General features: G+C 36.1%; 23 protein-coding genes and 1 other annotated feature. Of the genes, 14 read left to right on the forward strand and 9 right to left on the reverse strand.

What is annotated here, in order from left to right:
• The first annotated feature begins 11 nt into the window (after positions 1-11).
• The 3 genes from fabF to AC1DS7_RS24835 all read left to right on the forward strand — a co-directional run bounded on the left by fabF (position 12) and on the right by AC1DS7_RS24835 (position 3,045).
• Entirely contained in the window at positions 12-1,250 is a 1,239-nt protein-coding gene (gene fabF, locus AC1DS7_RS24825; protein WP_002030364.1) for a beta-ketoacyl-ACP synthase II, read from the forward strand.
• A gap of 115 nt (positions 1,251-1,365) precedes the next feature.
• Positions 1,366-2,157 (forward strand): DUF2268 domain-containing putative Zn-dependent protease, encoded by a 792-nt coding sequence (locus AC1DS7_RS24830; RefSeq protein ID WP_002030365.1) that lies wholly within the window; start codon positions 1,366-1,368, stop codon positions 2,155-2,157.
• A gap of 141 nt (positions 2,158-2,298) precedes the next feature.
• Entirely contained in the window at positions 2,299-3,045 is a 747-nt protein-coding gene (locus AC1DS7_RS24835) for a YjbA family protein (protein WP_002030367.1), read from the forward strand.
• Positions 3,046-3,312: 267 nt separating this feature from the next.
• Here AC1DS7_RS24835 and trpS read toward each other — a convergent pair whose 3' ends face one another.
• Both trpS and AC1DS7_RS24845 read right to left on the reverse strand, forming a co-directional pair.
• Positions 3,313-4,302 carry a tryptophan--tRNA ligase gene (gene trpS, locus AC1DS7_RS24840; protein ID WP_000110999.1) on the reverse strand — a complete coding sequence of 330 codons (990 nt, stop codon included), beginning with the start codon at positions 4,300-4,302 and terminating at the stop codon, positions 3,313-3,315.
• A gap of 74 nt (positions 4,303-4,376) precedes the next feature.
• Positions 4,377-4,594 (reverse strand) — a binding site (T-box leader).
• Positions 4,595-4,699: 105 nt separating this feature from the next.
• Entirely contained in the window at positions 4,700-5,080 is a 381-nt protein-coding gene (locus tag AC1DS7_RS24845; RefSeq protein WP_002125921.1) for a DUF3899 domain-containing protein, read from the reverse strand.
• Between the two features lie 319 nt (positions 5,081-5,399).
• On the opposite strand from AC1DS7_RS24845, the gene AC1DS7_RS24850 reads away from it, so the two are divergent.
• From AC1DS7_RS24850 to AC1DS7_RS24870, 5 genes are all read left to right on the forward strand, one after another.
• Positions 5,400-7,055 carry a peptide ABC transporter substrate-binding protein gene (locus AC1DS7_RS24850; protein ID WP_002125925.1) on the forward strand — a complete coding sequence of 552 codons (1,656 nt, stop codon included), beginning with the start codon at positions 5,400-5,402 and terminating at the stop codon, positions 7,053-7,055.
• Between the two features lie 126 nt (positions 7,056-7,181).
• Entirely contained in the window at positions 7,182-8,111 is a 930-nt protein-coding gene (gene opp3b / locus AC1DS7_RS24855; RefSeq protein ID WP_000534165.1) for an oligopeptide ABC transporter permease, read from the forward strand.
• Complete coding sequence (gene opp3C / locus AC1DS7_RS24860) at positions 8,108-9,124, forward strand: oligopeptide ABC transporter permease (RefSeq protein WP_012260546.1); 1,017 nt, start codon at positions 8,108-8,110, stop codon at positions 9,122-9,124. Before opp3b ends, opp3C begins: the two co-directional genes overlap by 4 nt.
• An 18-nt stretch (positions 9,125-9,142) precedes the next feature.
• Positions 9,143-10,186, forward strand: coding sequence for an ABC transporter ATP-binding protein (locus AC1DS7_RS24865; RefSeq protein ID WP_002011337.1), 1,044 nt, complete (start codon positions 9,143-9,145; stop codon positions 10,184-10,186).
• A complete protein-coding gene (locus AC1DS7_RS24870) occupies positions 10,179-11,114 on the forward strand; it encodes an ABC transporter ATP-binding protein (protein ID WP_002086978.1) in 936 nt (311 codons plus the stop codon). The genes AC1DS7_RS24865 and AC1DS7_RS24870 overlap by 8 nt, the downstream gene beginning before the upstream one ends.
• Positions 11,115-11,304: 190 nt before the next feature.
• On the opposite strand, the gene AC1DS7_RS24875 is transcribed toward AC1DS7_RS24870, so the two are convergent.
• The gene (locus AC1DS7_RS24875; RefSeq protein WP_002166144.1) at positions 11,305-12,750 is read right to left on the reverse strand and encodes an MATE family efflux transporter; all 1,446 of its coding nucleotides are present in this window, start codon (positions 12,748-12,750) and stop codon (positions 11,305-11,307) included.
• Positions 12,751-13,105: 355 nt separating this feature from the next.
• Between AC1DS7_RS24875 and AC1DS7_RS24880 the strand changes: the two genes are divergently transcribed.
• A complete protein-coding gene (locus tag AC1DS7_RS24880; RefSeq protein WP_002125935.1) occupies positions 13,106-14,752 on the forward strand; it encodes a peptide ABC transporter substrate-binding protein in 1,647 nt (548 codons plus the stop codon).
• 29 nt (positions 14,753-14,781) lie between these two features.
• On the opposite strand, the gene AC1DS7_RS24885 is transcribed toward AC1DS7_RS24880, so the two are convergent.
• The gene (locus tag AC1DS7_RS24885; RefSeq protein WP_000559981.1) at positions 14,782-14,985 is read right to left on the reverse strand and encodes a hypothetical protein; all 204 of its coding nucleotides are present in this window, start codon (positions 14,983-14,985) and stop codon (positions 14,782-14,784) included.
• Positions 14,986-15,565: 580 nt separating this feature from the next.
• Here AC1DS7_RS24885 and spx point away from each other — a divergent pair.
• Positions 15,566-15,961 carry a transcriptional regulator Spx gene (gene spx / locus AC1DS7_RS24890; protein WP_002011348.1) on the forward strand — a complete coding sequence of 132 codons (396 nt, stop codon included), beginning with the start codon at positions 15,566-15,568 and terminating at the stop codon, positions 15,959-15,961.
• Positions 15,962-16,011: 50 nt separating this feature from the next.
• On the opposite strand, the gene AC1DS7_RS24895 is transcribed toward spx, so the two are convergent.
• On the reverse strand, positions 16,012-16,686 hold the full coding sequence (locus AC1DS7_RS24895) for a TerC family protein (protein ID WP_002011349.1): 675 nt from the start codon (positions 16,684-16,686) through the stop codon (positions 16,012-16,014).
• 436 nt (positions 16,687-17,122) lie between these two features.
• Here AC1DS7_RS24895 and mecA point away from each other — a divergent pair, with 436 nt between their 5' ends.
• From mecA to pepF, 4 genes are all read left to right on the forward strand, one after another.
• On the forward strand, positions 17,123-17,806 hold the full coding sequence (gene mecA / locus AC1DS7_RS24900; RefSeq protein WP_002030378.1) for an adaptor protein MecA: 684 nt from the start codon (positions 17,123-17,125) through the stop codon (positions 17,804-17,806).
• A gap of 72 nt (positions 17,807-17,878) precedes the next feature.
• The gene (locus tag AC1DS7_RS24905) at positions 17,879-19,423 is read left to right on the forward strand and encodes a cardiolipin synthase (protein WP_002064255.1); all 1,545 of its coding nucleotides are present in this window, start codon (positions 17,879-17,881) and stop codon (positions 19,421-19,423) included.
• 91 nt (positions 19,424-19,514) lie between these two features.
• On the forward strand, positions 19,515-20,750 hold the full coding sequence (locus tag AC1DS7_RS24910) for a competence protein CoiA (protein WP_476999276.1): 1,236 nt from the start codon (positions 19,515-19,517) through the stop codon (positions 20,748-20,750).
• Positions 20,751-20,800: 50 nt separating this feature from the next.
• Entirely contained in the window at positions 20,801-22,627 is a 1,827-nt protein-coding gene (gene pepF / locus AC1DS7_RS24915; RefSeq protein WP_002134970.1) for an oligoendopeptidase F, read from the forward strand.
• 132 nt (positions 22,628-22,759) lie between these two features.
• On the opposite strand, the gene AC1DS7_RS24920 is transcribed toward pepF, so the two are convergent.
• From AC1DS7_RS24920 to AC1DS7_RS24935, 4 genes are all read right to left on the reverse strand, one after another.
• Positions 22,760-22,933 carry a hypothetical protein gene (locus AC1DS7_RS24920; RefSeq protein ID WP_002086970.1) on the reverse strand — a complete coding sequence of 58 codons (174 nt, stop codon included), beginning with the start codon at positions 22,931-22,933 and terminating at the stop codon, positions 22,760-22,762.
• 230 nt (positions 22,934-23,163) lie between these two features.
• Positions 23,164-24,057 (reverse strand): ClpXP adapter SpxH family protein, encoded by an 894-nt coding sequence (locus AC1DS7_RS24925; protein ID WP_002011359.1) that lies wholly within the window; start codon positions 24,055-24,057, stop codon positions 23,164-23,166.
• A complete protein-coding gene (locus AC1DS7_RS24930) occupies positions 24,057-24,455 on the reverse strand; it encodes a globin domain-containing protein (RefSeq protein WP_000043388.1) in 399 nt (132 codons plus the stop codon). Before AC1DS7_RS24930 ends, AC1DS7_RS24925 begins: the two co-directional genes overlap by 1 nt.
• Before the next feature lie 185 nt (positions 24,456-24,640).
• Complete coding sequence (locus AC1DS7_RS24935) at positions 24,641-25,219, reverse strand: CYTH domain-containing protein (RefSeq protein WP_002064261.1); 579 nt, start codon at positions 25,217-25,219, stop codon at positions 24,641-24,643.
• Positions 25,220-25,351: the final 132 nt, after the last annotated feature.

Raw genomic sequence — 25,351 nt, forward strand, 5'->3', positions numbered from 1 at the left:
TGTATTATTGTATGGAAAAAAAGAGGGTCGTAATTACAGGGCTAGGAGCTGTTACACCGATCGGAACAGATGTTGAAACAGCTTGGGAAAACATTAAAAACGGTGTATCCGGAATCGGACGACTTACAAGAATAGATTCAGAACAAATTCCTGCAAAAGTAGCAGCAGAAATTAACGACTTTGAAGTCGAAAAATATATAGATAAAAAAGAAGCGCGCCGTATGGACCGCTTTACGCAATATGCAGTAGCAGCAGCGAAAATGGCAGTTGCGGATGCGAAGCTTGAAATTACAGAAGAAAATGCACCACGCATTGGTGTATGGGTTGGTTCTGGTATTGGTGGTATGGAAACATACGAAGAACAATTTAAGATTTTTACTGAAAAAGGTCCGCGCCGCGTGAGCCCATTCTTCGTACCAATGATGATTCCAGATATGGCAGCAGGTCAAGTGTCAATCGCTACAGGAGCGAAAGGAATTAATACTTGCTCTGTAACAGCTTGTGCATCTGGAGCAAACTCAATTGGTGATGCGTTTAAAGTAATCCAGCGCGGTGATGCTGATGCGATGATAACAGGCGGAGCAGAAGCGCCATTAACAAGTATGGCATTCGCTGGGTTTAGCTCAGCGAAAGCATTAACATTCAATGAAGATCCAGCAACGGCTTGCCGCCCATTCGATAAAAATCGTAGCGGTTTCGTAATGGGTGAAGGATCAGGAATTCTTATTCTTGAAGAATTAGAGCACGCATTAGCACGTGGTGCTCACATTTATGCGGAAATTGCTGGTTATGGTGCAACTGGTGATGCGTTCCATATTACAATGCCTGCTCCTGGCGGTGAAGGCGGAGTTCGTGCGATGCGTCAAGCTTTAGCTGATGCAGGTCTAGAGCCAAAAGATATTGATTACATTAATGCACATGGTACAAGTACAGATGCAAATGAAAAGTATGAAACGATGGCAATTAAAGAAACTTTCGGTGAGCATGCATATAAAGTAGCGATTAGCTCAACGAAATCAATGACAGGTCATTTATTAGGAGCAGCTGGTGCTGTTGAAGCGATCTTCTCTATTAAATCAATTACAGACGGAGTAATTCCTCCGACGATTAACTATGAAACACCAGATCCAGAATGTGATTTAGATTACGTACCAAATACAGCGAGGCATCAAGAAGTGCGAGCTGTATTAAGTAATTCATTAGGATTCGGTGGTCATAACGCAGTATTAGTATTTAAAGCATATAAATAATATGTACAATAAGGTGTCTTTTCGTAAAATATTACGAAAAGACACCTTATTTATTTTTTATCACCTTTACGTTCCTTTCTTTTTTGCATATACATAAGAAAAGGAGGGATGAAGGTTGGGGGTTGTTGAAACGGCAGAATGGTTACATCTGTATTATGGACGTCCAGAGAAGCTTTGTGAGAAATTTACAAAGTATATTCCATTGCCAAAAGAGAGACTGTATCGCTTTTTAATCTCTAAAGGTATGTATCGCCCAGTAATGCGGGGGGAGCAGGAAATTAAAGAGTTAGAGAAGAAAGAAATTTGGAAAGAACTTAGCATGGAGTATGAAAAATTGAAAGGTTGGCTAAAAGGTCCAGATGTCCCTATCTTTATTTTATTATCAGATTCATACAATCGAACTGTACAAGAGGAATATAACGGGAAGGCTGGCTTATCTATGCGTCACGTTATTTTCTTATTCGTATGTGGACGTAATTCAGTAGAGGAACTAAAAGCGTTATTAACGCATGAATACCATCATATATGTAGGTTACATCAAATTGAGACGAAAGAAACAGAGTATACATTACTTGATACGATGATTATGGAAGGGTTAGCTGAGCAAGCTGTGTATGAAAGGTATACAGAAAAAAGATGTGCACCGTGGACTACTTACATTTCAAAAGAAGATGCTATTTATTATTGGAGGAATTCAATACAAGAACGAATAGGCGTAAAGAGAGGTACGAGGGAGCATGATGTTTTATTAAATGGACTGCACTCGTATCCGAAAATGCTTGGCTATGCACTTGGATTTCATATTGTGAAAGATTGTGTAGCATTTGAAGGAGAAAATACACTTTCTTTATTATCTATAGATGCGAAAGAAATATTGAATAAAGCAAATACATTTCATGTTTCATGAAAAACAGGGGAGCTATCTCCTGTTTTTTTTATATTATAGAAGAAAAAATAATAATTAGAATATATTTCCTCAAGTGGAATAAAGTTAAGCGAAACTGAACATAATGATTGGTACAAACAGTAGTGAAGTGAGGGGTAGTGAATGTTATATCTACATGATGTATGGGTAAATTGGTTTGAAGGTGAAGAGAATGGGTATAACGTTTGTCATTTTTACGAATGGCGGAAAGATGATACGATTGAGCTATTAGATCAAGTGCCATTATTAAAAGTAGATGCCACATTATATCATTACATCGAGAACGAATTATTAGAGCTTCCGCAAAAATTATTGGAAGACGTATATCATAAGGCTTATATTCGTAAAAATCACGAACGTTTGCAACAAGAATATTGTTTTGTAGTTACAGATGGAAAAGGAATTATTGCGATTGATTCAATCGGCTATAATGTGCCAATTAGAAAAAGTAGGCTTATACCGCGTCAAGAACAGATGGTATATGAGATGGTAGAGAATGTGCAAGCAGAAAAGTATGAGTTCCAAGTGGAAGAGATTGAAAAAGAACATCATATTTTATCACCGTCGCCTTTCATTATGAACGGCCTAACTCGTAAAGAAAGACAGTTAAAACAATTATTATTTATGGCATTAGATCAATTACATACAACGAAAAATCCAGCTGAAATTCGCTATTGGTTCACAGAATGGGATCCATCAGCGTACGGAATGGTCCAACATATGGAGTTTGAAGATGTTTGGGCTAAACTTTATGATGAAGCGAAAACTGGATGGTCTGAGAAGCACGAGCAATTATGTGAGCGCCTTGTAAAAGGACAGCCGTTTTTTGAAAAGTTATGGGAAATGGAAAATGAGCAGAAGGTAAATTAAAAAAACCGCCAATTGGCGGTTTTTTTTATGGAGGTGACAAGAATGTTCGGTGGCTTCGCGCCTTCCTGCGAGGCAAAACCCGCCTCTACGTCAGGAGCTCCATCCCCCTCACATTCTGAGCGAGCCGCTTCCGCTTTTTGTAGTAATCCAGCTCTGGCAGCAAGCTCTTCGTGTCTAAGAACCTTCCGCATAAGAAGACAAAAAGCGTCTTTTATGCGAAAGAACCTTAGCCAGTCAGAGCTGAACGAGCTGCCTCCGCTTTATAAGTTACCTACGTTTTCTACTTAATCCCATTGCGTTTTCTACTTTGCGTAGTTGTTTGAATGCAACGCGGTTTGCTTTTTCTGCACCTTTGTCTAGAATTTCGTCTAGTTCTGGTGAGTTGATTAGTTCGTTATATTTGTCTTGGATTGGACGAATTGCTTCTACGACTACTTGTGCTAGGTCGCCTTTGAAGTCCCCGTATCCTTTTCCTTCGTACATTGCTTCTATTTCTTCAACTGTTTTTCCAGAGAATGAAGAGTAGATTGTTAATAAGTTAGAGATTCCAGGTTTGTTTTCTTTATCAAATTTCACGATACCTTCAGAATCAGTTACAGCACTTTTAATTTTCTTTTCAATTGTTTTTGGTTCATCAAGCATACTGATCATTGCTTTTGGATTCGGATCAGATTTACTCATTTTTTTCGTAGGTTCTGTTAATGACATAACGCGAGCTCCTACTTTTGGAATACGAATTTCAGGAACAGTGAACACTTCACGGAAGCGTTTGTTGAAACGCTCTGCTAGGTCGCGTGTTAATTCCATATGTTGTTTTTGATCATCACCAACAGGTACGATTTCAGTGTTGTAAAGTAAAATATCAGCAGCCATTAATGGTGGATACGTTAGTAATCCAGCTGGAACTGAATCTCTACCAGAAGATTTATCTTTATATTGCGTCATACGCTCTAATTCTCCAACGTAAGCAACTGATTGCATAATCCATCCTAGTTGAGCGTGTGCTGGTACTTCTGATTGTACAAATAAAGTAGCTTTTTCAGGATCGATGCCACATGCTACATAAAGTGCAGCAAGACTGCGAATGTTTTTACGAAGTTGTACGGGATCTTGAGGTACTGTAATCGCATGTTGGTTTACAATACAGAAATAACAGTCGTGTTCATTTTGAAGCTCTGTAAATTGCTTCATAGCTCCTAAATAGTTTCCAAGTGTAATTGTTCCGCTTGGCTGAATACCAGAAAAGATAACTGACATAAGTAATTCCTCCTAAAATTGAATGTGCGATGGGGAAGAGAAGGCATACAAAAAAGCCCATTCATCCCAAATTACATAGGGACGAATGGACCGCGGTACCACCCTAATTATTTCACAGCTGTGAAATCTCTCAAGATCCATAATAACGTCTGGATATAACGCCAAAGCCTACTACTTTCGGTTCGGTTTGGTGCTCAAAAGCCCATTCCATACTGCGCAATTACTTGTTCACACCAGCCACAAGCTCTCTGAAATTGCCTCAATATGTACTCTTCTTTATCATCGCATACATATAAATTTATTTATTGATACCTAAGCTCTTTTAATATGAAAGAACTAAAGTTTTATAACAAAATGTTTTGCTGATTATTATATCATATGGGATAGTGTTTGCAAACTACATCAAAATAGTAAAGCTAATGAGGATCGAGAACAACCCAAGTACGATACCGGTAATACAAATCGGATACGTCCATTTGAATGAATATGTTTTATAAATACGTTCTTTCTTATCGATAGGTTCCTCTGCTTCTTCAATTAAAGAGTCAATTTTTTTATTCGTACCAAATACTCTTTGGAATGCGTAAATTGTTACGTTAAAAAATCCGTTTTGAAATATGAATAAAAAACCACCTATAAGAATAAAAAACAATGCAATATAGAATGAGATGTTGACAAAATTCAACAAAAAATGAGATGAAACGAGGAATGCGCCCACACTAGAAGCGATTATCGCAACCAAAAATAGTATACAAGTATGAAAAAAAACTTTATTCAAAATATTCCCCTCCGTCAAAATATTACTAGAATTATTATACTATAAAAGTTATAATAAGTAATATAAATAATTTTTTGAAAATTATACGCAATTGAGGTTCTAATTTCAAGATGATGGTAGCAATGTTAACGTATCCCTTTACAAAAAATTAAAAATATAAACATTTTATTAAAAATTTTAACAAAAAAACAAAAAACTATATTCACAATCGTCATATTATATGTATAATGAAAATTGTAGAAACTTGGAGATTATTCTTTCAATTCTACTTTTCTACAAGTGAGGGTACAGTAAGTGCAATTAGGGGAGGCAACACAACATGAAGAAAAAGATACCGTTATTACTTGCATCAACTTTAACTGCAAGTATGTTGCTTGGCGCGTGTAGCTACCAGAAAGAGGACGCTAAAGCAAAAGGAAAAGAAAACACTACTAGTAGTAGTAACGGAAAACAGATTCTTAATTTAACAGAGTTATCTGAAATTCCATCAATGGATGCATCGTTAGCATCAGATTCTGCATCTTCAACAGCATTAAATAATACGATGGAAGGTTTATATCGTACTGGCAAAGATCAAAAGAGAATGCCTGGGATTGCTGAAGATGTCCAAAAGCTAGATGATGGGAAGAAATACATATTTAAGTTAAGAAAAGATGCGAAATGGTCGAATGGGGAACCTGTAACAGCGAAAGACTTTGTGTATTCATGGAAAAGAGCAGTAAATCCAGATACAAAAGCGACGTATTCATACATTATGTTCGATATTAAAAATGCAGAAAAAATTCATAAAAAAGAATTACCTGCTGACCAATTAGGTGTAAAGGCGATTGATGATTATACATTAGAAGTGGAATTAGACAATCCCGTTCCTTACTTTATTGATTTAACGGTTTATCCGGTGTTCTACCCACTAAATGAGAACTTTGTGAAATCACAAGGTGATAAGTTTGGTTTAGAGGCAAATACAACATTATATAACGGGCCATTCGTTATGAGTGATTGGAAACATGAACAAAGCTTCCAATTTAAGAAGAATCCATCATATTGGGATAACAAGACGGTTAAAATCGAAGAAATAAATTTCAATATTGTGAAAAATACATCGACTGATGTAAATTTATATGAGACAAATTCGATTGATCGTGCGGCTCTAACATCGGAATTTGTTGATAAATTTAGACAAACTCCAGAGTTCCAAACACGAAAAGAAGCTGGAGTTGCCTACTTAAGATTTAATCAAAATAATAAGTATTTGAGTAATAAAAACTTAAGAAAAGCAATTTCAATGTCCTTTGACCGTGATAACATTGCAAAAGTTATTTTAAACAACGGCGCAATCGGTGCTTACGGATTTGTTGGAAAAGATTTCGCTGAAGGTCCGAATAAAAAAGACTTCCGTGCTGAAAATGGAAATCTAGTTGAAACGGATTCAAAAGAAGCGAAAAAACTTTGGGAAACAGCAAAGAAAGAGCTTGGCACTGATAAAATTGAACTAGAATTCTTAAGCTTTGATAATGAAGATGCGAAAAAAATTGGCGAATTCTTAAAAGGTGAGATGGAAAAGAACTTACCTGGTTTAACGATCAAAATTAAACAGCAGCCATTCGCACAAAAAAATAAGTTAGAAGACTCTCAAGAATATGATATGGCGTTTGGTATTTGGGGTCCAGACTTCCCAGATCCAGTTTCATATTTAGATATGTTTGTTACGAATGGTTCACAAAATAAAACAGGATATTCTAATCCGAAATATGATGAGCTAATTCTAAAAGCAAAAACAGATACAAAAGATTTACAAGCTCGCTGGAACAACCTTTTAGAAGTAGAGAAAATATTAATTAAAGAGGATGCAGTTATTACTCCGATCTTCCAAAAAGGTTCAGCATATGTGGTAAAAGGTGCCGTAAAAGATATTATCCCAATTAACTATGGTGGTAGATTAACTTACAAATGGGCATCTGTTGAACAAAAATAATCTTTTTTCCATCGTTTACAAGGGTATATGCCTATGATGGGCATATGCTCTTATTTTAAAAAAATAAAAGTAAGAATATTTTAAACTATCTTATTGCTTTTGAGAAAAACGGGGAGGTGCTTGACTATGGGACGTTATGTATTAAAACGTTTCGTGTACATGGCTTTGACATTATTTTTAATTACTACACTGACTTTCTTTTTGATGAAATTACTACCGGGTTCTCCGCTTAAAAACCAGGAGAAGCTATCACCGGCACAAAAAGAAATCATTCTTGAAAAATATGGTTTAAATGATCCGGTACCAGTTCAATATGCACGTTACTTAGGTAACTTAGCAAAAGGTGATTTAGGGGTATCATTCCAATATGATAACCGCCCAGTAACAGATATGATTGTGGATCGTATTGGACCATCAGCACAACTTGGTTTACAAGCGATTATATTAGGAACATTTATCGGTTTAATTTTAGGAATCGTTGCGGCGCTTCGTAACAATACGTGGGTCGATTATGGGGCGACAATTATTTCCGTACTCGGGATGTCGGTACCCTCATTCGTATTCGCCGCATTACTACAATATTTCGTAGGGGTAAAACTTGGTTGGTTCCCAGTAGCATTCTGGAAAGGACCGGAGTTTACAGTAATGCCTACAATTGCCTTATCGATGGCAGTTATCGCAACAATCGCACGTTTCGCTCGTGCAGAGTTAATTGAGGTTATGCAAGCAGACTACATTTTAACAGCGAAAGCGAAAGGAATTAGCCAAGGCGTTATCATTATCAAGCACGCACTGCGTAACGCATTAATTCCAGTTGTAACAATTTTAGGACCAATGGTTGCAGGATTAATTACAGGGACACTAGTTATTGAGCAAATTTACGCTGTACCTGGACTTGGGGAACAATTCGTTAAATCGATTACAGTGAATGACTATACAGTTATTATGGGAACTACAATTTTCTATAGTGCGATCTTCATCTTAGTTATTTTCATTGTCGATATTTTATACGGAATTATTGATCCTCGTATTCGTTTAGCGGGAGGGAAAAAATGATGAAAGATGTACAAAAATTATCTCCAGATTTATTTCAACCAGCCAATCAGAGTAATGTTGATAATGAAGTCATTGCCCGTCCAAGCTTAACGTTTTGGCAAGATGTAAGAAGACGTTTGTTCCAACATAAAGGTGCAATGTTTGGTTTCATATTATTAATGCTTATTGTACTACTAGCAATTTTAGGACCGATGGTAAGTAAGCATTCTTATAAAGAGCAGGATTTAGGTCGTGCGAAAATGCCACCGAAAATTCCAGTGATTGAAAATGTTCATTGGCTACCATTTGACGGTACAGATCAATATGGTGTTGACCAATATGAAAAACGTGATATTAAAGAGTACTTCTGGTTTGGTACAGATGATCTTGGCCGTGATTTATGGACAAGAACATGGGAAGGTACACGAGTATCATTATATATCGCTCTTTTAGCAGCAGCGATTGACTTAGTAATTGGGGTTGCATATGGAGGTATTTCAGCCTTCTATGGCGGCAGAGTAGATAATATTATGCAACGTATTATGGAGATCATTAACGGTATTCCATACTTAATCATCGTTATTTTAATGGTAATCATTATGGGATCAGGTATTTGGTCAATTACACTTGCGATGGCAATTACAGGTTGGATAGGGATGTCGCGTATCGTTCGTGGACAGATCCTAAAATTAAAAAACCAAGAATATGTATTAGCATCTCGTACATTAGGGGCAACGAATACACAGTTAATTGTGAAGCACTTAATTCCGAACGTAATGGGACCAATTATCGTAATGACAATGTTTACAATTCCAACAGCGGTATTTGGTGAAGCATTCTTAAGCTTCATCGGACTAGGTATTCAGCCACCATTCGCATCACTTGGTTCTCTTGTAAATGATGGTTATAAATCAATTCAAACGTATCCACATATGATGTTCATCCCAGCGGTTGTCATCAGTATGTTAATCTTAGCATTCAACTTAATTGCAGACGGATTACGCGACGCGTTAGATCCAAAAATGCGTAAGTAAAAGAGGGGAGAAGTAAAAATGAAAACATTGCTAGAGGTAAAAGATTTGCAAGTCTCCTTTGATACACATGCAGGTGAAGTACAAGCTGTACGCGGTGTTACTTTTGATTTGAAAAAAGGAGAAACATTAGCGATTGTAGGAGAATCTGGTTCTGGTAAATCAGTTACTTCTAAAGCGTTAATGGGATTAATTCCGAATCCTCCAGGGCGTATTAAAAACGGTGAAATCGTATTTGAAGGTCGTGACTTAACGAAACTAACAGAAAAAGAAATGCAGCAAGTACGCGGTAAAGATATTGCGATGATTTTCCAAGATCCAATGACATCATTAAATCCAACGATGACAATTGGTAATCAGATTATGGAAGGTCTTATTAAACACCAAGGGATGAGTAAAGCAGATGCACGTAAAGTTGCGTTAGAATTAATCGACCTTGTAGGTATTCCGAATCCAGAAGCGCGCTTAAAACAATATCCTCACCAATTCTCAGGTGGTATGAGACAGCGTGTAGTTATTGCGATGGCGTTAGCTTGTAATCCGAAATTATTAATTGCCGATGAGCCGACAACAGCGCTAGACGTTACAATTCAGGCGCAAATTTTAGAACTTATGAAGGACATTCAGCAAAAAACAGAAGCAGCAATCATTTTCATTACGCATGACTTAGGTGTAGTGGCAAACGTTGCAGACCGAGTTGCGGTTATGTACGCTGGTAAAGTTGTTGAAATTGGAACTGTTGATGAAATTTTCTACAATCCAAAACATCCATACACATGGGGCTTAATCGCATCTATGCCAAGCTTAGATGGTGCAGAGGACGAGCTATATGCGATTCCAGGAACGCCTCCAGACTTATTAAAACCGCCAAAGGGTGATGCTTTTGCACCACGTAACCCGCAGGCATTGAAAATTGATTTTGAAATGGACCCACCTTTATTTAAAGTAAGTGATACACACTATGCGGCAACTTGGTTACTTCACGAGCAAGCTCCAGAAGTAAAACCACCGGCAGTCGTTGAAAAACGCATTCTTCAAATGAAAGCAGGTGAACAACATGACTAAACAACGTGAGAAATTAATTGAAGTAAAAAATGTAAAGCAGCACTTCGACGTGAGTGGTGGTGTTGTCAAAGCGGTTAATGATATTTCATTTGATATTTACCGCGGAGAAACATTTGGTCTTGTAGGAGAATCAGGTTGTGGTAAATCGACAACTGGAAGAACGATTATTCGTTTATATGATGCAACTGCTGGTGAAGTGTTGTTCGATGGTGAAAATGTACATGGTAAAAAATCACGTGCCGAGCTGAAGAAGTTCAACCGTAAAATGCAAATGATTTTCCAAGATCCATATGCATCATTAAATCCTCGTATGACAGTTGGGGATATTATTGCAGAAGGTATTGATATTCACGGACTAGCAAAAGGCAAAAAAGAGCGTATGGACCGTGTTCATGAATTATTAAATACAGTTGGTTTAAATAAAGAGCACGCAAACCGTTTCCCGCATGAATTCTCAGGCGGACAACGTCAACGTATCGGTATCGCTCGTGCGCTAGCTGTAGAACCTGAATTTATCATTGCTGATGAACCAATCTCAGCACTTGACGTATCGATTCAGGCGCAAGTTGTAAACTTACTGAAACAGTTACAAAGAGAAAAAGGTTTAACATACTTATTCATCGCCCATGATTTATCAATGGTAAAATACATTAGTGATCGCATTGGTGTAATGTACCGTGGTCAAATCGTTGAGTTGACAACAAGTGAAGAGTTATATGCGAATCCAATGCATCCATATACAAAATCACTACTATCTGCAATTCCGCTTCCAGATCCAGATTATGAGCGCAATCGTAAACGTATCGTATACGATCCATCTCAACATCAATATGGTGAGGAAGCACCAACAATGCGTGAAATTCGCCCAGGACATTTTGTATTATGTTCTGAAGCAGAGTATAAGAAATATAAAGAAATCTATCAATAATAAAGTAGAGCCATTCTTCTATTACAGAAGGATGGCTCTATTTTTTATACTAATTAAACTTAATTTAGTATAAAGAGATTTTATCCAAGTTCTTTTTCTGTTTAAAGACAGCAAATTAAGAGTTTCCAAGAATGAAGAAAAGGCGACTGAAATCCAGCCGCCTTTTTCTTCATTTAGAAACACTTTTATTTTACTGCGCCTGAACAGAAACACTCTCATCTTGTTCATTTGGTTTAACAAGTGCATAATTTTCCCACGATCTACTTCTCCAGCGGAAGAACATAATAATTGCTCGCGTCCATTCGTCGATAGCAATCGCTAGCCAAATACCAACGAGCCCCATGTCTAAATGGAAGGCGAAAAAGTAACCGAGTGGTAAGCTCATTAACACCATGGAGAATGCGCCGATTAAAACAGGATATTTTGCATCGCCAGCTGCACGAAGTGAATTAATGATGACGATGTTCATCGTCCGTCCTGTTTCAAGTAGTACACTTAGTAAAAGAACGCTTGCCCCTAGAGCGATAATATGAGGATTATCCGTAAATAGTCCCATTAATTGTGTGCGGAATGTAACAACGAGCATGACCATAAATAAAGTTACACCAATCGCCCATTGTACACTTTTCCATACGCGTGTGTAAGCTTCATCCTTTTCATTTCCGCCAACTAGGCGTCCAACGATAATAGCTGTTCCCATACCGATAGCAATGGCGAATAAATAAGTGAACATGGAAATGTTAGTAGCGTATTGTCTTGCAGCTAACGATTCGGTACCTAAGTATGTTGCGTAATATAAGAAGACAATTTGACAAGCTTGATACATGACTTGTTCGAATGCAGATGGAATGCCGATCTTTAAAATTTTGCCAACGTATTCTTTTGATAAAGTGAAGTAATATTGTAATTTCACACGGTATTCCATAACGCGGTACAGTAACCAGAAGAAAACGATAAGTGCGATTAACCGGCTGACAGCGGAAGAAATCGCGGCTCCTTGCACACCAAGTTCAGGGAAACCGAATTTCCCGAAAATAAGTACGTAGTTTCCGGCGATATGAATAATATTCATTCCAAGCGAAACAAACATTGCTTGCTTTGTAAAGCCGTGAACGCGGATAATTGCGGCTAATGAGTTAATAATAGCTTGAAGGAAAATAGCTCCTCCGACGATGGATAGATAGCTTTGTGCATACGTTAGTACATCGCCTTGTAAATTCATTGCCATCATCATATGTTTTGAAAATAAAAGAAAACCAGCGCTTATAATGAGTCCGACCACTAAATTTAATGTGACGGCTAATGCTGATATTTTTGATGCTTCCATAAAGCGTTTAGAACCGAGGTATTGGGATACAACGATAGCTGCACCATTCCCTATGACTTCTAGTACTAAAATCGCGATATGAAGGTATTGATTCGCTGCACCAACCCCAGATACAGCATCGTCTGATAATGCACTTAACATGAAAGTATCAGCGATCCCCATCAGCATAAAAAGAAAAACTTCTAGAAAAATAGGCCATGTTAATAAGAATAAACTTAATTTCTCTGTTGGCCCGTTTTTTGAGCGAATTGCTGTCATGTCCGTCCCCTCTTTACCGATATCTATTTTTAGCAAAGTGTATCGTAACACACTTTCATATCCTTTGCACTTATTTTAGCCTACATATTTTCAATATGAATAAACCTTCATTTTATGACAAAAAAGGAGGAATAATTATGCGTAAGATATTATAGAATATAAAAATTATTTTTCTCTGATAATTTAGAAAAGTATAAAAATGGTCATCTTTAACACTTTAGTTCAATAAAAACGCAGTATGAAACGTTTACAAAGGCGCGTGGTGTTAACAGAAAATTTTAATAAAATAGAAATATAAATATACAAAGAATATATTTATGTGTATAATATGAATTGTTAGAACATATATATATTTCTTTCTGTTTTGAAAATGAAAGGGCTAACATTTTTTTTGGAGGGTGGAAGTATGAAAAAAAAGATACCAGTTTTTGTAGCATCAACAGTAGCAATGAGCATGATTTTAGGGGCATGTGGCTACCAAAAAGATGAACCGCAAGCGAACGCAAAAGGGGATAGCGGGAAAAGCGGTGCGAAGCAAGTTATTAACTTAATTGAAACACAAGAAATTCCAACGATGGACCCAGCGTTATCAGCTGATGCAGTTTCTTCAAAAGTAATGAACAATACGATGGAAGGTCTATACCGCCTTGGGAAAGACGATAAATTAGTTCCAGGTGTAGCGAAGGAATTCCAAAAGTCAGAAGATGGTAAAAAGTATACATTTAAATTACGTGAAGATGCAAAATGGTCAAATGGTGAACCTGTAACGGCGAAAGATTTCGTGTATGCATGGCAAAGAGCAATTAATCCAGATACAGCTGCGAAATCGGCGTACATTATGTACGATATAAAAAATGCTGAGAAAATTAATAAAAAAGAGATGAGTCCAGACCAATTAGGTGTAAAAGCGATTGATGATCATACACTAGAAGTAGAATTAGATAATTCTATTCCATATCTTGTTGATTTAATGGTCTATCCGATCTTCTATCCTGTTAATGAAAAGTATGTGAAAGAGCAAGGGGCGAAGTTTGGTTTAGAAGCAAATACAACACTTTATAACGGACCATTTACATTAAGTGATTGGCAACATGAACGTAGCTTCAAAATGACAAAGAGCTCATCATATTGGGACAATAAAGAAGTGAAGCTTGAGGAAGTGAACTTTAATATTGTAAAAGATACGTCTACGCCAATTAATTTATATGAAACAAACGCAGTCGATCGAGCGACGTTATTAGCAGAGTTCATCGATAAATATAAAGGAAAACCAGATTTCAAAACGGTAGAAGATACTTCTGTATTCTTCCTTCGCTTAAATCAAAAAGACCCAGCTTTAGCAAATAAAAATATTCGTAAAGCAATTTCTCTTGGTTTTGACCGTAAACCATTCGTTGATACATTATTAAATAACGGTTCTAAGCCAGCGACGGGATTAATTCCTGACAATTTCATTAAAGGACCGGATAAAAAAGATTTCCGTGTTGAAAATGGAGATATTGTAAAACCAAATGTAAAAGAAGCGAAAAAGTATTGGGAAGCTGGTAAAAAAGAGCTTGGTAAAAACGAAATTGAATTAGAGCTATTAAATGAAGACGTTGAATTATCGAAGAAAACTGGTGAATATTTAAAAGGTGAGTTAGAAAAGAATTTACCAGGTTTAACAGTGAAAATTAAACAACAACCATTCGCGCAAAAACTAAAATTAGAAGATGCGGGCGACTTTGTAATGTCATTCTCTGGATGGAGTGCAGACTTCCCAGATCCAGTTACATATCTTGATATGTTCGTAACTGATGGGGCACAAAATAAAATGAAGTATTCTAATCCGAAGTACGATGAGATTATTATGAAAGCGAAGAAAGATGGAAGCGACGTAAATGCTCGTTGGAAAAACTTACTTGAAGCAGAAAAAATGTTACTTGATGACGCTGCGATTGTTCCAGTATATCAACGTGGTAGAGCATATTTACAAAGAGAAACAATTAAAGATATGTACAACCATAAGTATGGTGGCGAAGTAAGCTTCAAATGGGCATCAGTAGGAAAATAACAAAAAAAGCAGGTGATTACCTGCTTTTTTTAGTACGTACGTTTTTTATAAATGCCTTTTCCGCCAACTTGGTTCCAGCCAGATTGTACATCTAAACTTTTATTAACAAACTTCATTTTTTCTTTCCCACCAAAGAGTTTTTCACCGATGCTATTTGTAATGACACCAATCAATGCTGTTATTCCGATGATGAGGGTAGCAACAATGATAAAATCAGTAAAAAAAGCGATCATATGCAAATTCCCCCTTTGTCTGTCTGTATTTTTATTGTATGAGATAAATGGTAAAAAAGAAAGAAATGTCAGAAAAATATTCGATTTACTTTAGAAAGCATATAGACATGAGCGGAGAGATTTGTTAAAATAAGAACAAATGTTCCTTTTTATTTCTAACCTTTAGAGTCTTACATTTCTCAATTGTTTTGTCGGGAAAAGGTAAGAAAACGCTCTCTTTTTAATGGGGAAGATTATGAAACTGTAATTGTATATCAAGTGAAGATTATTGTAGAAAGTAAGTATCAAAAGGGTTGAGGACCGTTGTTAAAGGACAGTTTTACTGAGTATAATCATGTTGCATAGCAGTGGAGTACACGGAGGAATTTTCTCAACTAGCAGTAAATTCACTGTATATTTCTTGCAAAAACTATTGTATAATGATTATAGAAGTTACTTATTAAAAGTAATTATTGTTGCTTACATGAATTGCGATTTTTTACTTTGCTATAAGACAAGTTATCGCGAAAAATTGCGGAAGTTAGAAATTTAAACTGTAATTAGTACAGAATTTGTACTCTTTAAGGAGAGTGAGCTTTGTATGGTAACATTATATAGTTCTCCAAGCTGTACGTCTTGTAGAAAGGCGAAATTATGGCTAGAGGAAAATCATATTCCTTATACAGAACGTAATATTTTCTCAGATCCATTAACGATTGATGAGATTAAAGAGATTTTACGTATGACAGAAAGCGGAACGGATGAGATTATTTCTACTCGTTCAAAAGTTTTCCAAGAATTGAATGTGAACTTAGAGTCTTTACCACTTCAAGATTTATATAAGATGATTCGTGACTATCCAGGTATTTTACGTCGTCCAATTATGATTGACGAAAAACGCCTTCAAGTAGGTTACAACGAAGATGAAATCCGTCGTTTCTTACCACGTACAGTAAGAACGTTCCAATTACGTGAAGCACAGCGTCTTGTAAATTAATTATAATAATATGAAAACCTTCTACCTATTATAGAGTAGAAGGTTTTTTTTTACTGTTTAACATTACGTAATCGCACTTGTTGAACGATAAAGCCTATGCATAAAATTGTGAAAATGAACAAATAAGGGATACTTGTGGCAAAACTAGGATTATGATGAAAAAACGTTGCAAGTCTGTCTTCATGTGTAATCATTTTTCCTGCTGTATAGGCGAGAACTGCTGCTCCGCAATAAATGAGAAATGGAAAGCGTTCCATGAGTATTAAAATAAGTTTGCTTCCCCAAATGATAATCGGGATAGAAATGAATAAACCGATAATTACGAGTGAAAGTCTTCCGTGAGCTGCTCCTGCAATGGCAATAACATTGTCAAACCCCATAACGAGATCCGCGAATACAATTGTACGCACAGCTTGGAATAAAGTCGTTTTTCCTTTGATAGAAGAAAGATCGTTGTTATTATCAGTGAGTAAATTGACCGCAATTAATGTAAGTAAAATTCCGCCGGTGAGTTGTAAAAATGGGATATCAAGTAAATAGACAGCTAGTATCGTGAGGAGAATTCGTAGCACAATTGCTAACATAGTACCAATCAAAATGGCTTTATTTCGTTTTGCTTCAGGTAAATTTCGGCTAGCTAGTGCGATGACAATTGCGTTATCGCCACCTAGTACAACATCGATACCGACAATCATTAGTACAGATGTTAAAAACTCTAAGTCCATTCGTCTGCCTCCATTTATGATGTTTTAATAAGCGAAATATATGTATGTGGTGAAGAAAGTTTGTCTAGTTTTGATCCCGCGTTCCCAGGGACAAAATAATCACCTCTAATAGAAGTTTCACTTTATTACAGTGTACGAGGGAATATGGGAATGTATGTCCAAATTTTTTGCGAGCAGTGAATTGGTATAATGGTATATTTATTCCGATTGGTGCGAGCTAATAATCAGTGGAGGATGAAAAAAATACTGATTATTGTTTCACTTTATGTAAAAAGTCGAATACAGATAGGTATATAACTATTTTTGTAAAATAAATCGATTTTATTTCCCTTCTGGAGAATCTTATCATAAAATGAGAGTACAAGAATCTATTGTTTTGTCATATGAGTGGGGAATCCCTTCATAACAATTCTAAGCAGGAAGGGAGCGTTGTATTTTGGATATTGAAAGAATTAATGACCATACGATGAAATTTTTTATTACGTACATTGATATAGAGGACAGAGGGTTTAATCGTGAAGAAATTTGGTATGATCGCGAACGAAGTGAAGAGCTCTTTTGGGAGATGATGGACGAAGCTCGTGATCATGATGATTTCTTTATCGATGGGCCGTTATGGATCCAAGTGCAAGCAGTCGATAAAGGGATTGAAGTACTTGTAACGAAAGCGGAGCTTTCAAAGGATGGACAAAAGCTGGAACTACCAATAGGTGTAGACAAAATTATAGACATTCCTCTAGATGAAGGCATCGAATCATTATTCCAGCAAGAATTAGTGGAAGAGGTAGAAGAACAAATAGGAACAAACTTTAATGAAGATGGTACGTTTGGCTTTTTAATTAAGTTTAATGATTTTGAAGATGTTATTTCATTAAGTCATCGTCTTATCTTTGAAGATATAAAAGATGAATTACATTCATTTGAGGACCGATATTATGTATATGTGGAATTCGATGAAGTGCTACATGATGAAGAAGAAATTGATCGTATTTTAAGTATTGTTTTAGAATATGGAGAAGAATCTACTTTAACGATTCACCGTGTAAGTGAGTATGGGAAACAGGTTGTGAAAGAGCGTGCGCTTGAGACAATTCGCAACAATTTCCCTCCTAAAATGTAGGCCGATTTCTATAGTATGAAATCGGCTTTTTTTATGAAGAATAGGAAGGCTTTCTTAGTAAGGAGGTAAGAGATGAAAAACACGTTAAAACTACTTTTCTTTTTTCTACTATTGTTCGCATTATTTGTTTCATTACGCATGTTTATTGATGTAGCATTTTATTCGGATGTCATTGGGATAAAGGATGTTTCTATTTTAGGTATTATTAGTATTTTATTTACGGTTTCCGCATTTTTAATTGGATGTGTTATTTTCTTAGAAAACCGCCATCCGTCTAAAACACTTACGTGGTTAATCGTACTAGGTATTTTTCCGGTGTTCGGTTTCTTTGCTTATCTTTTATTTGGACAAAATTTTCGTAGAAAAAGAATGTTCCAAAAGAAGGCATTACTCGATGAACAGGCGTTTTTACAATATAAGGGACACGAAGATTACGAAGAACGGATTTTACGAAATCATAAGCATCAAGAATTGTTATTTCGTTTAGCAGATCGATTAGGTGCTTTAAATATTTCATTTCAAACTGAAACGAGGACATTAACAAATGGAGACGAAACGTTTCAGGCAATTTTAGATGGGTTAAATCGAGCGAAACACCACATTCATATGGAGTATTACATTGTGCGTGATGACAAGCTCGGTACAGAAATTAAAGATATTTTAATAAAAAAATCAAAAGAAGGCGTTGTCGTTCGTTTTTTATACGACGCGGTTGGAAGCTTTAAATTATCAAATTCGTATATTGAAGAATTGAATGATGCAGGAGTAGAAATGATTCCATTTTTCCCTGTGCGCTTTCCAATTTTAAACGATAAAATTAATTATCGAAACCACCGAAAAATCGTTATTATAGATGGAAATGAAGGGTTTGTAGGTGGATTAAATATTGGTGATGAGTATTTAGGGAAGGATAAATATTTCGGTTTTTGGCGAGACACGCATTTATATTTACGCGGTGAAGCAGTTCAAAGTTTACAGCTAATTTTCCTTCAAGACTGGTTTTATATGACTGGTGAGGCGGTATTAGCACCTGAATATTTACAAGCGGAAGCAGTTGAGGGTGATCATTGGGGCGGAGTCCAACTTGTTGGAGGTGGACCGGATAATAAATGGGAAACAATTAAACATTTATATTTTGCAATGATTGCTTCAGCTAGGAAATCGATTTGGATTGCAACACCATACTTTATCCCAGATGATGATATTTTATCTGCATTAAAAGTAGCTGCACTTGCAGGTATTGATGTTCGTTTGTTAATGCCAAGTAAGCCAGATAAGCGGACTGTCTTTTATGCATCAAGATCGTACTTTCCGGAGTTATTAGATGCAGGAGTAAAAATATATGAATATGAAAAAGGTTTTCTTCATAGTAAAGTTGTCATCGTGGATTCTGATCTCGCATCAATTGGGACAGCTAATATGGATATGAGAAGTTTTCATTTAAACTTTGAAGTAAATGCCTTTTTATATGATACAGGTAGCATTCGAAAGCTCGTTCAAGATTTTAAAGACGATTTAGAAGAATCCAGTGAAATTCATGTTGACCGATTTCATAAGAGACGTCTTCATAGGCGGATTGTTGAATCGACGTATCGGTTATTATCACCTTTATTATAGAAAGAGATGTCCTAATTTAGGACATCTTTTTTTTTGAGAGGAATTTGTAGTAAATTGTAGAATACAAGAAGTTGAAAGGGTGTGATGGTGGATGTTTATTGCAAGGAGAGAAAACGGAGAGAAAATTCATCTATTATATAACCGGGATGAAGAACGTTTACGCGAAATGCGTAAACGAGAAAAATTCTTTTGTACAGCTTGCGGAAAAGAAGTGCAAATGAAATTAGGAACACAAAAGAGCTGGCATTTTGCTCATAAGAAAGTGGATTCATGTCTTACCTATTATGAAGCAGAATCTATGTATCATATGCAAGGTAAAGAATTGTTATATAGATGGTTGAAACGTCAAAATTTTCATGTGGATATAGAGCATTACCTTCCAAAAATCCAGCAAAGACCAGATGTTTTCGTAGAGAGAGCAGGTAGGGAAATTGCGATTGAATATCAATGCGCCAATCTCTCCATAGAACAGCTTTCTAAACGAACATACTCGTATTGGCAAGCTGGTATACAGGTCATCTGGATCATTGGTGGAAATCAATTAAAAAAGCAATCTGCATATTGGATGAAATTTTCCTCACTTCTGGCTTTCTCCTTACAATCTTATCCTCAGCCATTTCTTATTTTCTTCTGCCCGAAACAAAAATCATTTATGAAATGCGCATTTATCACTCCGTTTTCTACAAATGTTTCTTTCTCACATACTATTTATTTACCAACCGATACGACTACTGTTGACATGCTCTTTTCCCCCGTTCCTTTCCAAAAAGAGGTATTAGGCCAAGAATGGAAGAGAAAAAAGAACCATTTTCGGCAAAACGCTCTATCTATCTGGAATTATAATCATAAGTCACTACTCCGCCTCTTATATCAATATAAATGTACCCCAGCGAGCTTTCCTTCTGAAATCGGTGTTCCGCTCCCATCCGCGTTTGCTTTTCAAACAAATCCATTTATATGGCAAGCTTCTCTTTATTTGAAGTGTATAGGTATGCTTAAGGTAGGGGAGTATATTTCTCTGCAATACGTATGTAACTATGTAGCAAAATATACGAAGAGGCGTCTACTTCCGTATTTTGCACAACATATATGGAAGGTAGCAGTTTCGGAGTATATGACATTTTTATGTTATGCAGGTGTATTAATAAAAATAGGTATTAATAAGTATCGAAAAATAAGAGATGTTGTGTTGGTAAAAACAGAGGGAGAAATTATGAAATATGATGAAATTTGCTTAGCACATGCACTATCTCTATTTGAGACAAAGTTCAACATGAGAGAAGAAAAAGGGGATATAATAAAGAATGAACGTGAAGGAATTACATAAGAAAAACAGAATTGTACTTAAGTAGAGATATTTAAAGGAGGGCTTACAGAATGTCTGAACAAAATAAAGCAAAAACATTACCAGATCGCAATGAGATTGAAGAAGCAAGCACATGGCGATTAGAAGATATTTTCCAAACAGATGCAGAATGGGAAAAAGAATTCCAAGCTATTAAAGAGCTATTGCCAAAGTTAACTGAATTTAAAGGGAAGCTTGGCGACTCTGCAGACAATTTGCTTGAGGCATTGCAATATGAAGATGAAATTTCAATGCGATTAGGTAAGCTATATACATATGCACATATGCGTTACGATCAAGATACAACAAACTCTGTGTATCAAGCACTGAATGATCGCGCAACAAATTTATACTCACAAGTATCTAGTAGCACAGCGTATATCGTACCTGAAATTTTATCTATTTCAGAAGATACATTGCAAACATTCTTACAAGAAAATCGAGAACTAAGTGTATATGAGCATGCATTAGAAGAAATTACACGTCAACGCCCGCACGTATTATCTGAGGCAGAGGAAGCGTTATTAGCAGAAGCATCTGAAGTGATGAGTGCATCAAGTAATACATTCGGTATGTTGAATAATGCGGATTTGAAATTCCCATCTATTAAAGGTGAGGATGGAGAAGAGGTAGAAATAACACATGGCCGTTACATTCAGTTTTTAGAAAGTGATGATCGTCGTGTTCGCGAAGATGCATTCAAAGCTGTATTTGAAACGTATGGGAAATTTAAGAACACATTTGCAAGTACGTTAAGCGGGGCAGTGAAACGTAATAATTTCAATGCACGTATTCGTAAATATGACTCTGCTCGCCAAGCAGCATTAAGCAATAATAATATTCCTGAAGCAGTATACGATCAACTCGTTGAAACGGTAAATGACAACTTACATTTATTACACCGTTACATTGATATTCGTAAGCGTGCACTAGGACTTGATGAGCTTCATATGTACGATTTATATACACCACTTGTACAAGAAGTGAAAATGAATGTGAAGTATGAAGAAGCGCAAGACCTGTTATTAAAATCTTTAAACGTACTTGGTGATGAATATGTTGAAATTTTAAAAGAAGCATATGAAAATCGCTGGGTAGATGTGTACGAGAATAAAGGCAAACGAAGCGGAGCATATTCATCTGGTGCATACGGAACAAATCCGTATATTTTAATGAACTGGCATGATAATGTAAATAATTTATATACACTTGCTCATGAGTTTGGTCATTCGGTGCATAGTTATTACACAAGAAAGACACAGCCACACGTATACGGTGATTATTCAATCTTCGTTGCAGAGGTAGCATCAACTTGTAATGAAGCGCTTCTAAATGATTATTTATTAAAAACGACAGAAGATAAAAAAGAGCGTCTATATTTATTAAATCATTATTTAGAAGGATTCCGTGGTACTGTATTCCGTCAAACAATGTTTGCAGAGTTCGAGCATATCATTCATAAAAAAGTACAAGAAGGACATGCGGTTACGCCAGATATGTTAACGGAGATCTACTACGATTTAAATAAGAAATATTTCGGGGATGCTTTAGTAATCGATAAAGAAATCGGTTTAGAATGGTCTCGTATTCCGCACTTCTATTACAACTATTACGTATATCAATACGCAACAGGATTTAGTGCAGCGACTGCGTTATCTAAACAAATTTTAGAAGAAGGGCAACCAGCAGTAGAACGTTACATTAACGAATTCTTAAAAGCGGGAAGCTCCGATTATCCAATTGAAGTGTTGAAAAAAGCAGGAGTTGATATGGCATCTCCTGAACCAGTGAAAGAGGCACTTCAAGTATTTGAAGAGAAATTAAATGAATTAGAAGCGTTATTATTTGAAGAAAAGTAATGAGAAAAGACGAGGGATTTTATCCTCGTCTTTTTTGTTTGAAAATGTTTTTGTCGATATTTGTCGAAAAAATAAGGAGGATTTCCTTACTTTTTCTAAATTAGAAGGCAGTTTTACAGTTGATTTTTGTAATTAAAATCCTTTAAATCGTTTTCTATAGTTGAAATAAGAGACAGCGATGACGATAACTCCGAATAAAAGAGGGAAGGCAATAATTTTAGGAAAAGCTTGTAGTAGAGAAAGGATGTACAAGAAAAAAGAAACAATGAAAGCTAGAAAAATTAGCGCGATATGAGACTTTTTCATTAATAAAACCTCCTAAATGTTCTTTTTTATAGCTTATTCAAAAATGAAAACGTTTAGAATGTGACAAAAATGTGAAATTCGACAAAAGGGGTTGTCATCTGACGTCGAATCTTGTAATATAATAAGCGTGAACGAATTCACATACAAACATATACCCCTTTGTTTGAACGTGAAAATTTCTCCCATCCCCTTTAATATTTTTATAAGCCGTAAAGAAAAAGACCTGGTGTTTACACCAGGTCTTTTTCTTTTGCTATCCATTTCCAATAACGCTCGCACTTCACTTCAATCATTTGTACTTTTCGTTTTAGTTGTAATTTTTTTAGTTCACGCTCTATTTCTTGCTGAGGGCAGTCATATATAAATGAGATTTCCTTTGAAGAAATAAATTGTGTTGCTTCTAGTAATACTTCTAAAGGAGGTAATGGTTCTGGCTCAATTTCGCATTTTACCAGTTCTTTTAATAGCTGTACGTATACATCATAGGAATAAATCCCTGTGATTTTAATACCTTCCTCATCTGAATTTGCATGAAAAAATAGGAGGGAAGGTATTTCTGTAATATGCATCTCATTTGTGAATTTTAGGTCGCATTGGAAAGCTTTTTTTGCGCTAACTGAGTGTAGGTCTTTTTTAAATTCCTCTACATCAATGCCACTATCTTTAGCGCATGTAAGCAATAATTCACAGTCAGGGTTTGATACATTTTCAAGAAAAATGTATTCTTGGAGTTTTCGCAAAAACTTCGAACCTGCTTTTCGGCCTTGCAACTCCGCCGCCTTAATTGCCATCGAAACTAAATACGGTGTTGACGACGCCTCTTGCATATGTACTTTTCCATCACATGAAAAACCTTGTAAACTTGTTGTCTTTTCCCACACAAATCGAATATTAGCAGGTTTATTCCATTTGTGTGAGGAAGCGTTCGCCCCGTCCACTTTTCCTGTTACTATATGACGAATAGAGAAGTATTTCCCATACTCAAGCCATAGTTTAATAATAAATGGCTCGATATCCCAGCAATCTTTACAAAGTGGATCAATAAATAAATATGCTTCTACAGATTTATGCTCGCATGTGGAAGGAGAAGGCATATTTATATGCTTTGCTTCCTGCTTATCCATTACACTTCACCTGTTTCATTTGGAGTATTGACCATATGTTGAGCAGTTAATGCTAAACGTTCAAAAACAAACTCTCTTATATGACCGTGCACTCCTGTATCATCCATTGCTTGCTCCATACATGACAGCCAAGCTTCTGCGCGTTTTGGAGTAATCTCAAACGGAAGATGGCGTGCTCTTAGCATAGGATGCCCATGTTCTTCAGTGTATAAATTAGGACCACCTAAATATTGTGTTAAAAATTGTTTCTGCTTCCTAGCAGTTTCTGTTAAATCATCCGGGAAGATCGGAGATAAGTCAGGGTGTTCACTGACATAGGAATAAAATGTATCCACTAATGTTGCAATGCATTGTTCACCGCCGATTGCTTCAAATGGTGTCATCGGTTGCTTGCTCATCCTTTATAAACCCCTTTTTCCATGAAATGTATATCTATTGTAGCAATGGAATGTTATGAAGAGCAACTAAACAGCCTTCATAACATTCTTTGCTTATTCTATATGTTGCTAATAAATCTTTTGCTTTTCAAAAAGGTGAAATGTAGCCGTAAGTACAGCTCTTCTTCACTGATGGAAATTTTACTTTAGCGCTCTTCGTTTTGTTTGGCAAGGAAAAAGCGTTTTACTTTGTTGTTTGTATGACGAACTGGTACGTTATGTTGCTTTAATAACCTTATAAATGCTGCTTTACCGGTCTTTTCATCTTGCACTTCGTATTCAATTTCATAATCATCGTGATTGTAATAGAAACTATGATCAAAGACAAGCGTTCCGCCTTCAAATAATATTTCAGCTCTTTCTGTTGTTAAACTACCCATATAAGTTAAAGAGGAAACGGGAATTTGTAATTTGTGTAGCTGATCCATTACAGTTCCTTGAATGATTGTGTTTGTTTCCATCATAAGTTGTGCTTCTTTTTCTGTTACAGACTGATGAGTTTCTAATAAACCAATTTCAGCAGGTTGTTTTAATGTTAATGTATAAGTTCCATCTTTATGACGAATACGAAGTGCAGAGCCCGTATCTTTTAAAGAGAAGTGAGGCGTTTCAAAGTAGTGATTTACTTGTTTTGTAAATGCTTCAATAGAAAAAGATTTGCATAATGTTTGGAATTCTTCCTCTGTAACCATATTTTTAAATTCAATTTCAATTTCTTGTGTCATTGTATGCGCTCCTTTTGAAAAATAATTCTTTCCACATTATCGCTTTTTCGCAAATTTGGTTCAATGTTTTATTTGTTTGCGTCCATGTTATGATACAATAATACTGTTAAGTAAGACAGGAAGTTGAGATGG

The organism is Bacillus sp. P4_E1, assembly GCF_056401715.1.

Excerpts from the sequence above, each read along its gene's own strand:
- opp3C (WP_012260546.1), top strand. The coding sequence starts at position 8,108 with ATGATGAAAGATGTACAAAAATTATCTCCAGATTTATTTCAACCAGCC.
- AC1DS7_RS24905 (WP_002064255.1), top strand. The coding sequence starts at position 17,879 with ATGAAAAACACGTTAAAACTACTTTTCTTTTTTCTACTATTGTTCGCA.
- AC1DS7_RS24935 (WP_002064261.1), bottom strand. The coding sequence starts at position 25,219 with ATGACACAAGAAATTGAAATTGAATTTAAAAATATGGTTACAGAGGAA.
- AC1DS7_RS24895 (WP_002011349.1), bottom strand. The coding sequence starts at position 16,686 with ATGGACTTAGAGTTTTTAACATCTGTACTAATGATTGTCGGTATCGAT.
- opp3b (WP_000534165.1), top strand. The coding sequence starts at position 7,182 with ATGGGACGTTATGTATTAAAACGTTTCGTGTACATGGCTTTGACATTA.
- pepF (WP_002134970.1), top strand. The coding sequence starts at position 20,801 with ATGTCTGAACAAAATAAAGCAAAAACATTACCAGATCGCAATGAGATT.
- AC1DS7_RS24910 (WP_476999276.1), top strand. The coding sequence starts at position 19,515 with ATGTTTATTGCAAGGAGAGAAAACGGAGAGAAAATTCATCTATTATAT.
- AC1DS7_RS24885 (WP_000559981.1), bottom strand. The coding sequence starts at position 14,985 with ATGATCGCTTTTTTTACTGATTTTATCATTGTTGCTACCCTCATCATC.
- trpS (WP_000110999.1), bottom strand. The coding sequence starts at position 4,302 with ATGTCAGTTATCTTTTCTGGTATTCAGCCAAGCGGAACAATTACACTT.
- AC1DS7_RS24850 (WP_002125925.1), top strand. The coding sequence starts at position 5,400 with ATGAAGAAAAAGATACCGTTATTACTTGCATCAACTTTAACTGCAAGT.
- AC1DS7_RS24865 (WP_002011337.1), top strand. The coding sequence starts at position 9,143 with ATGAAAACATTGCTAGAGGTAAAAGATTTGCAAGTCTCCTTTGATACA.
- AC1DS7_RS24835 (WP_002030367.1), top strand. The coding sequence starts at position 2,299 with ATGTTATATCTACATGATGTATGGGTAAATTGGTTTGAAGGTGAAGAG.
- AC1DS7_RS24880 (WP_002125935.1), top strand. The coding sequence starts at position 13,106 with ATGAAAAAAAAGATACCAGTTTTTGTAGCATCAACAGTAGCAATGAGC.
- AC1DS7_RS24925 (WP_002011359.1), bottom strand. The coding sequence starts at position 24,057 with ATGGATAAGCAGGAAGCAAAGCATATAAATATGCCTTCTCCTTCCACA.
- fabF (WP_002030364.1), top strand. The coding sequence starts at position 12 with ATGGAAAAAAAGAGGGTCGTAATTACAGGGCTAGGAGCTGTTACACCG.
- spx (WP_002011348.1), top strand. The coding sequence starts at position 15,566 with ATGGTAACATTATATAGTTCTCCAAGCTGTACGTCTTGTAGAAAGGCG.
- AC1DS7_RS24870 (WP_002086978.1), top strand. The coding sequence starts at position 10,179 with ATGACTAAACAACGTGAGAAATTAATTGAAGTAAAAAATGTAAAGCAG.
- AC1DS7_RS24930 (WP_000043388.1), bottom strand. The coding sequence starts at position 24,455 with ATGAGCAAGCAACCGATGACACCATTTGAAGCAATCGGCGGTGAACAA.
- AC1DS7_RS24920 (WP_002086970.1), bottom strand. The coding sequence starts at position 22,933 with ATGAAAAAGTCTCATATCGCGCTAATTTTTCTAGCTTTCATTGTTTCT.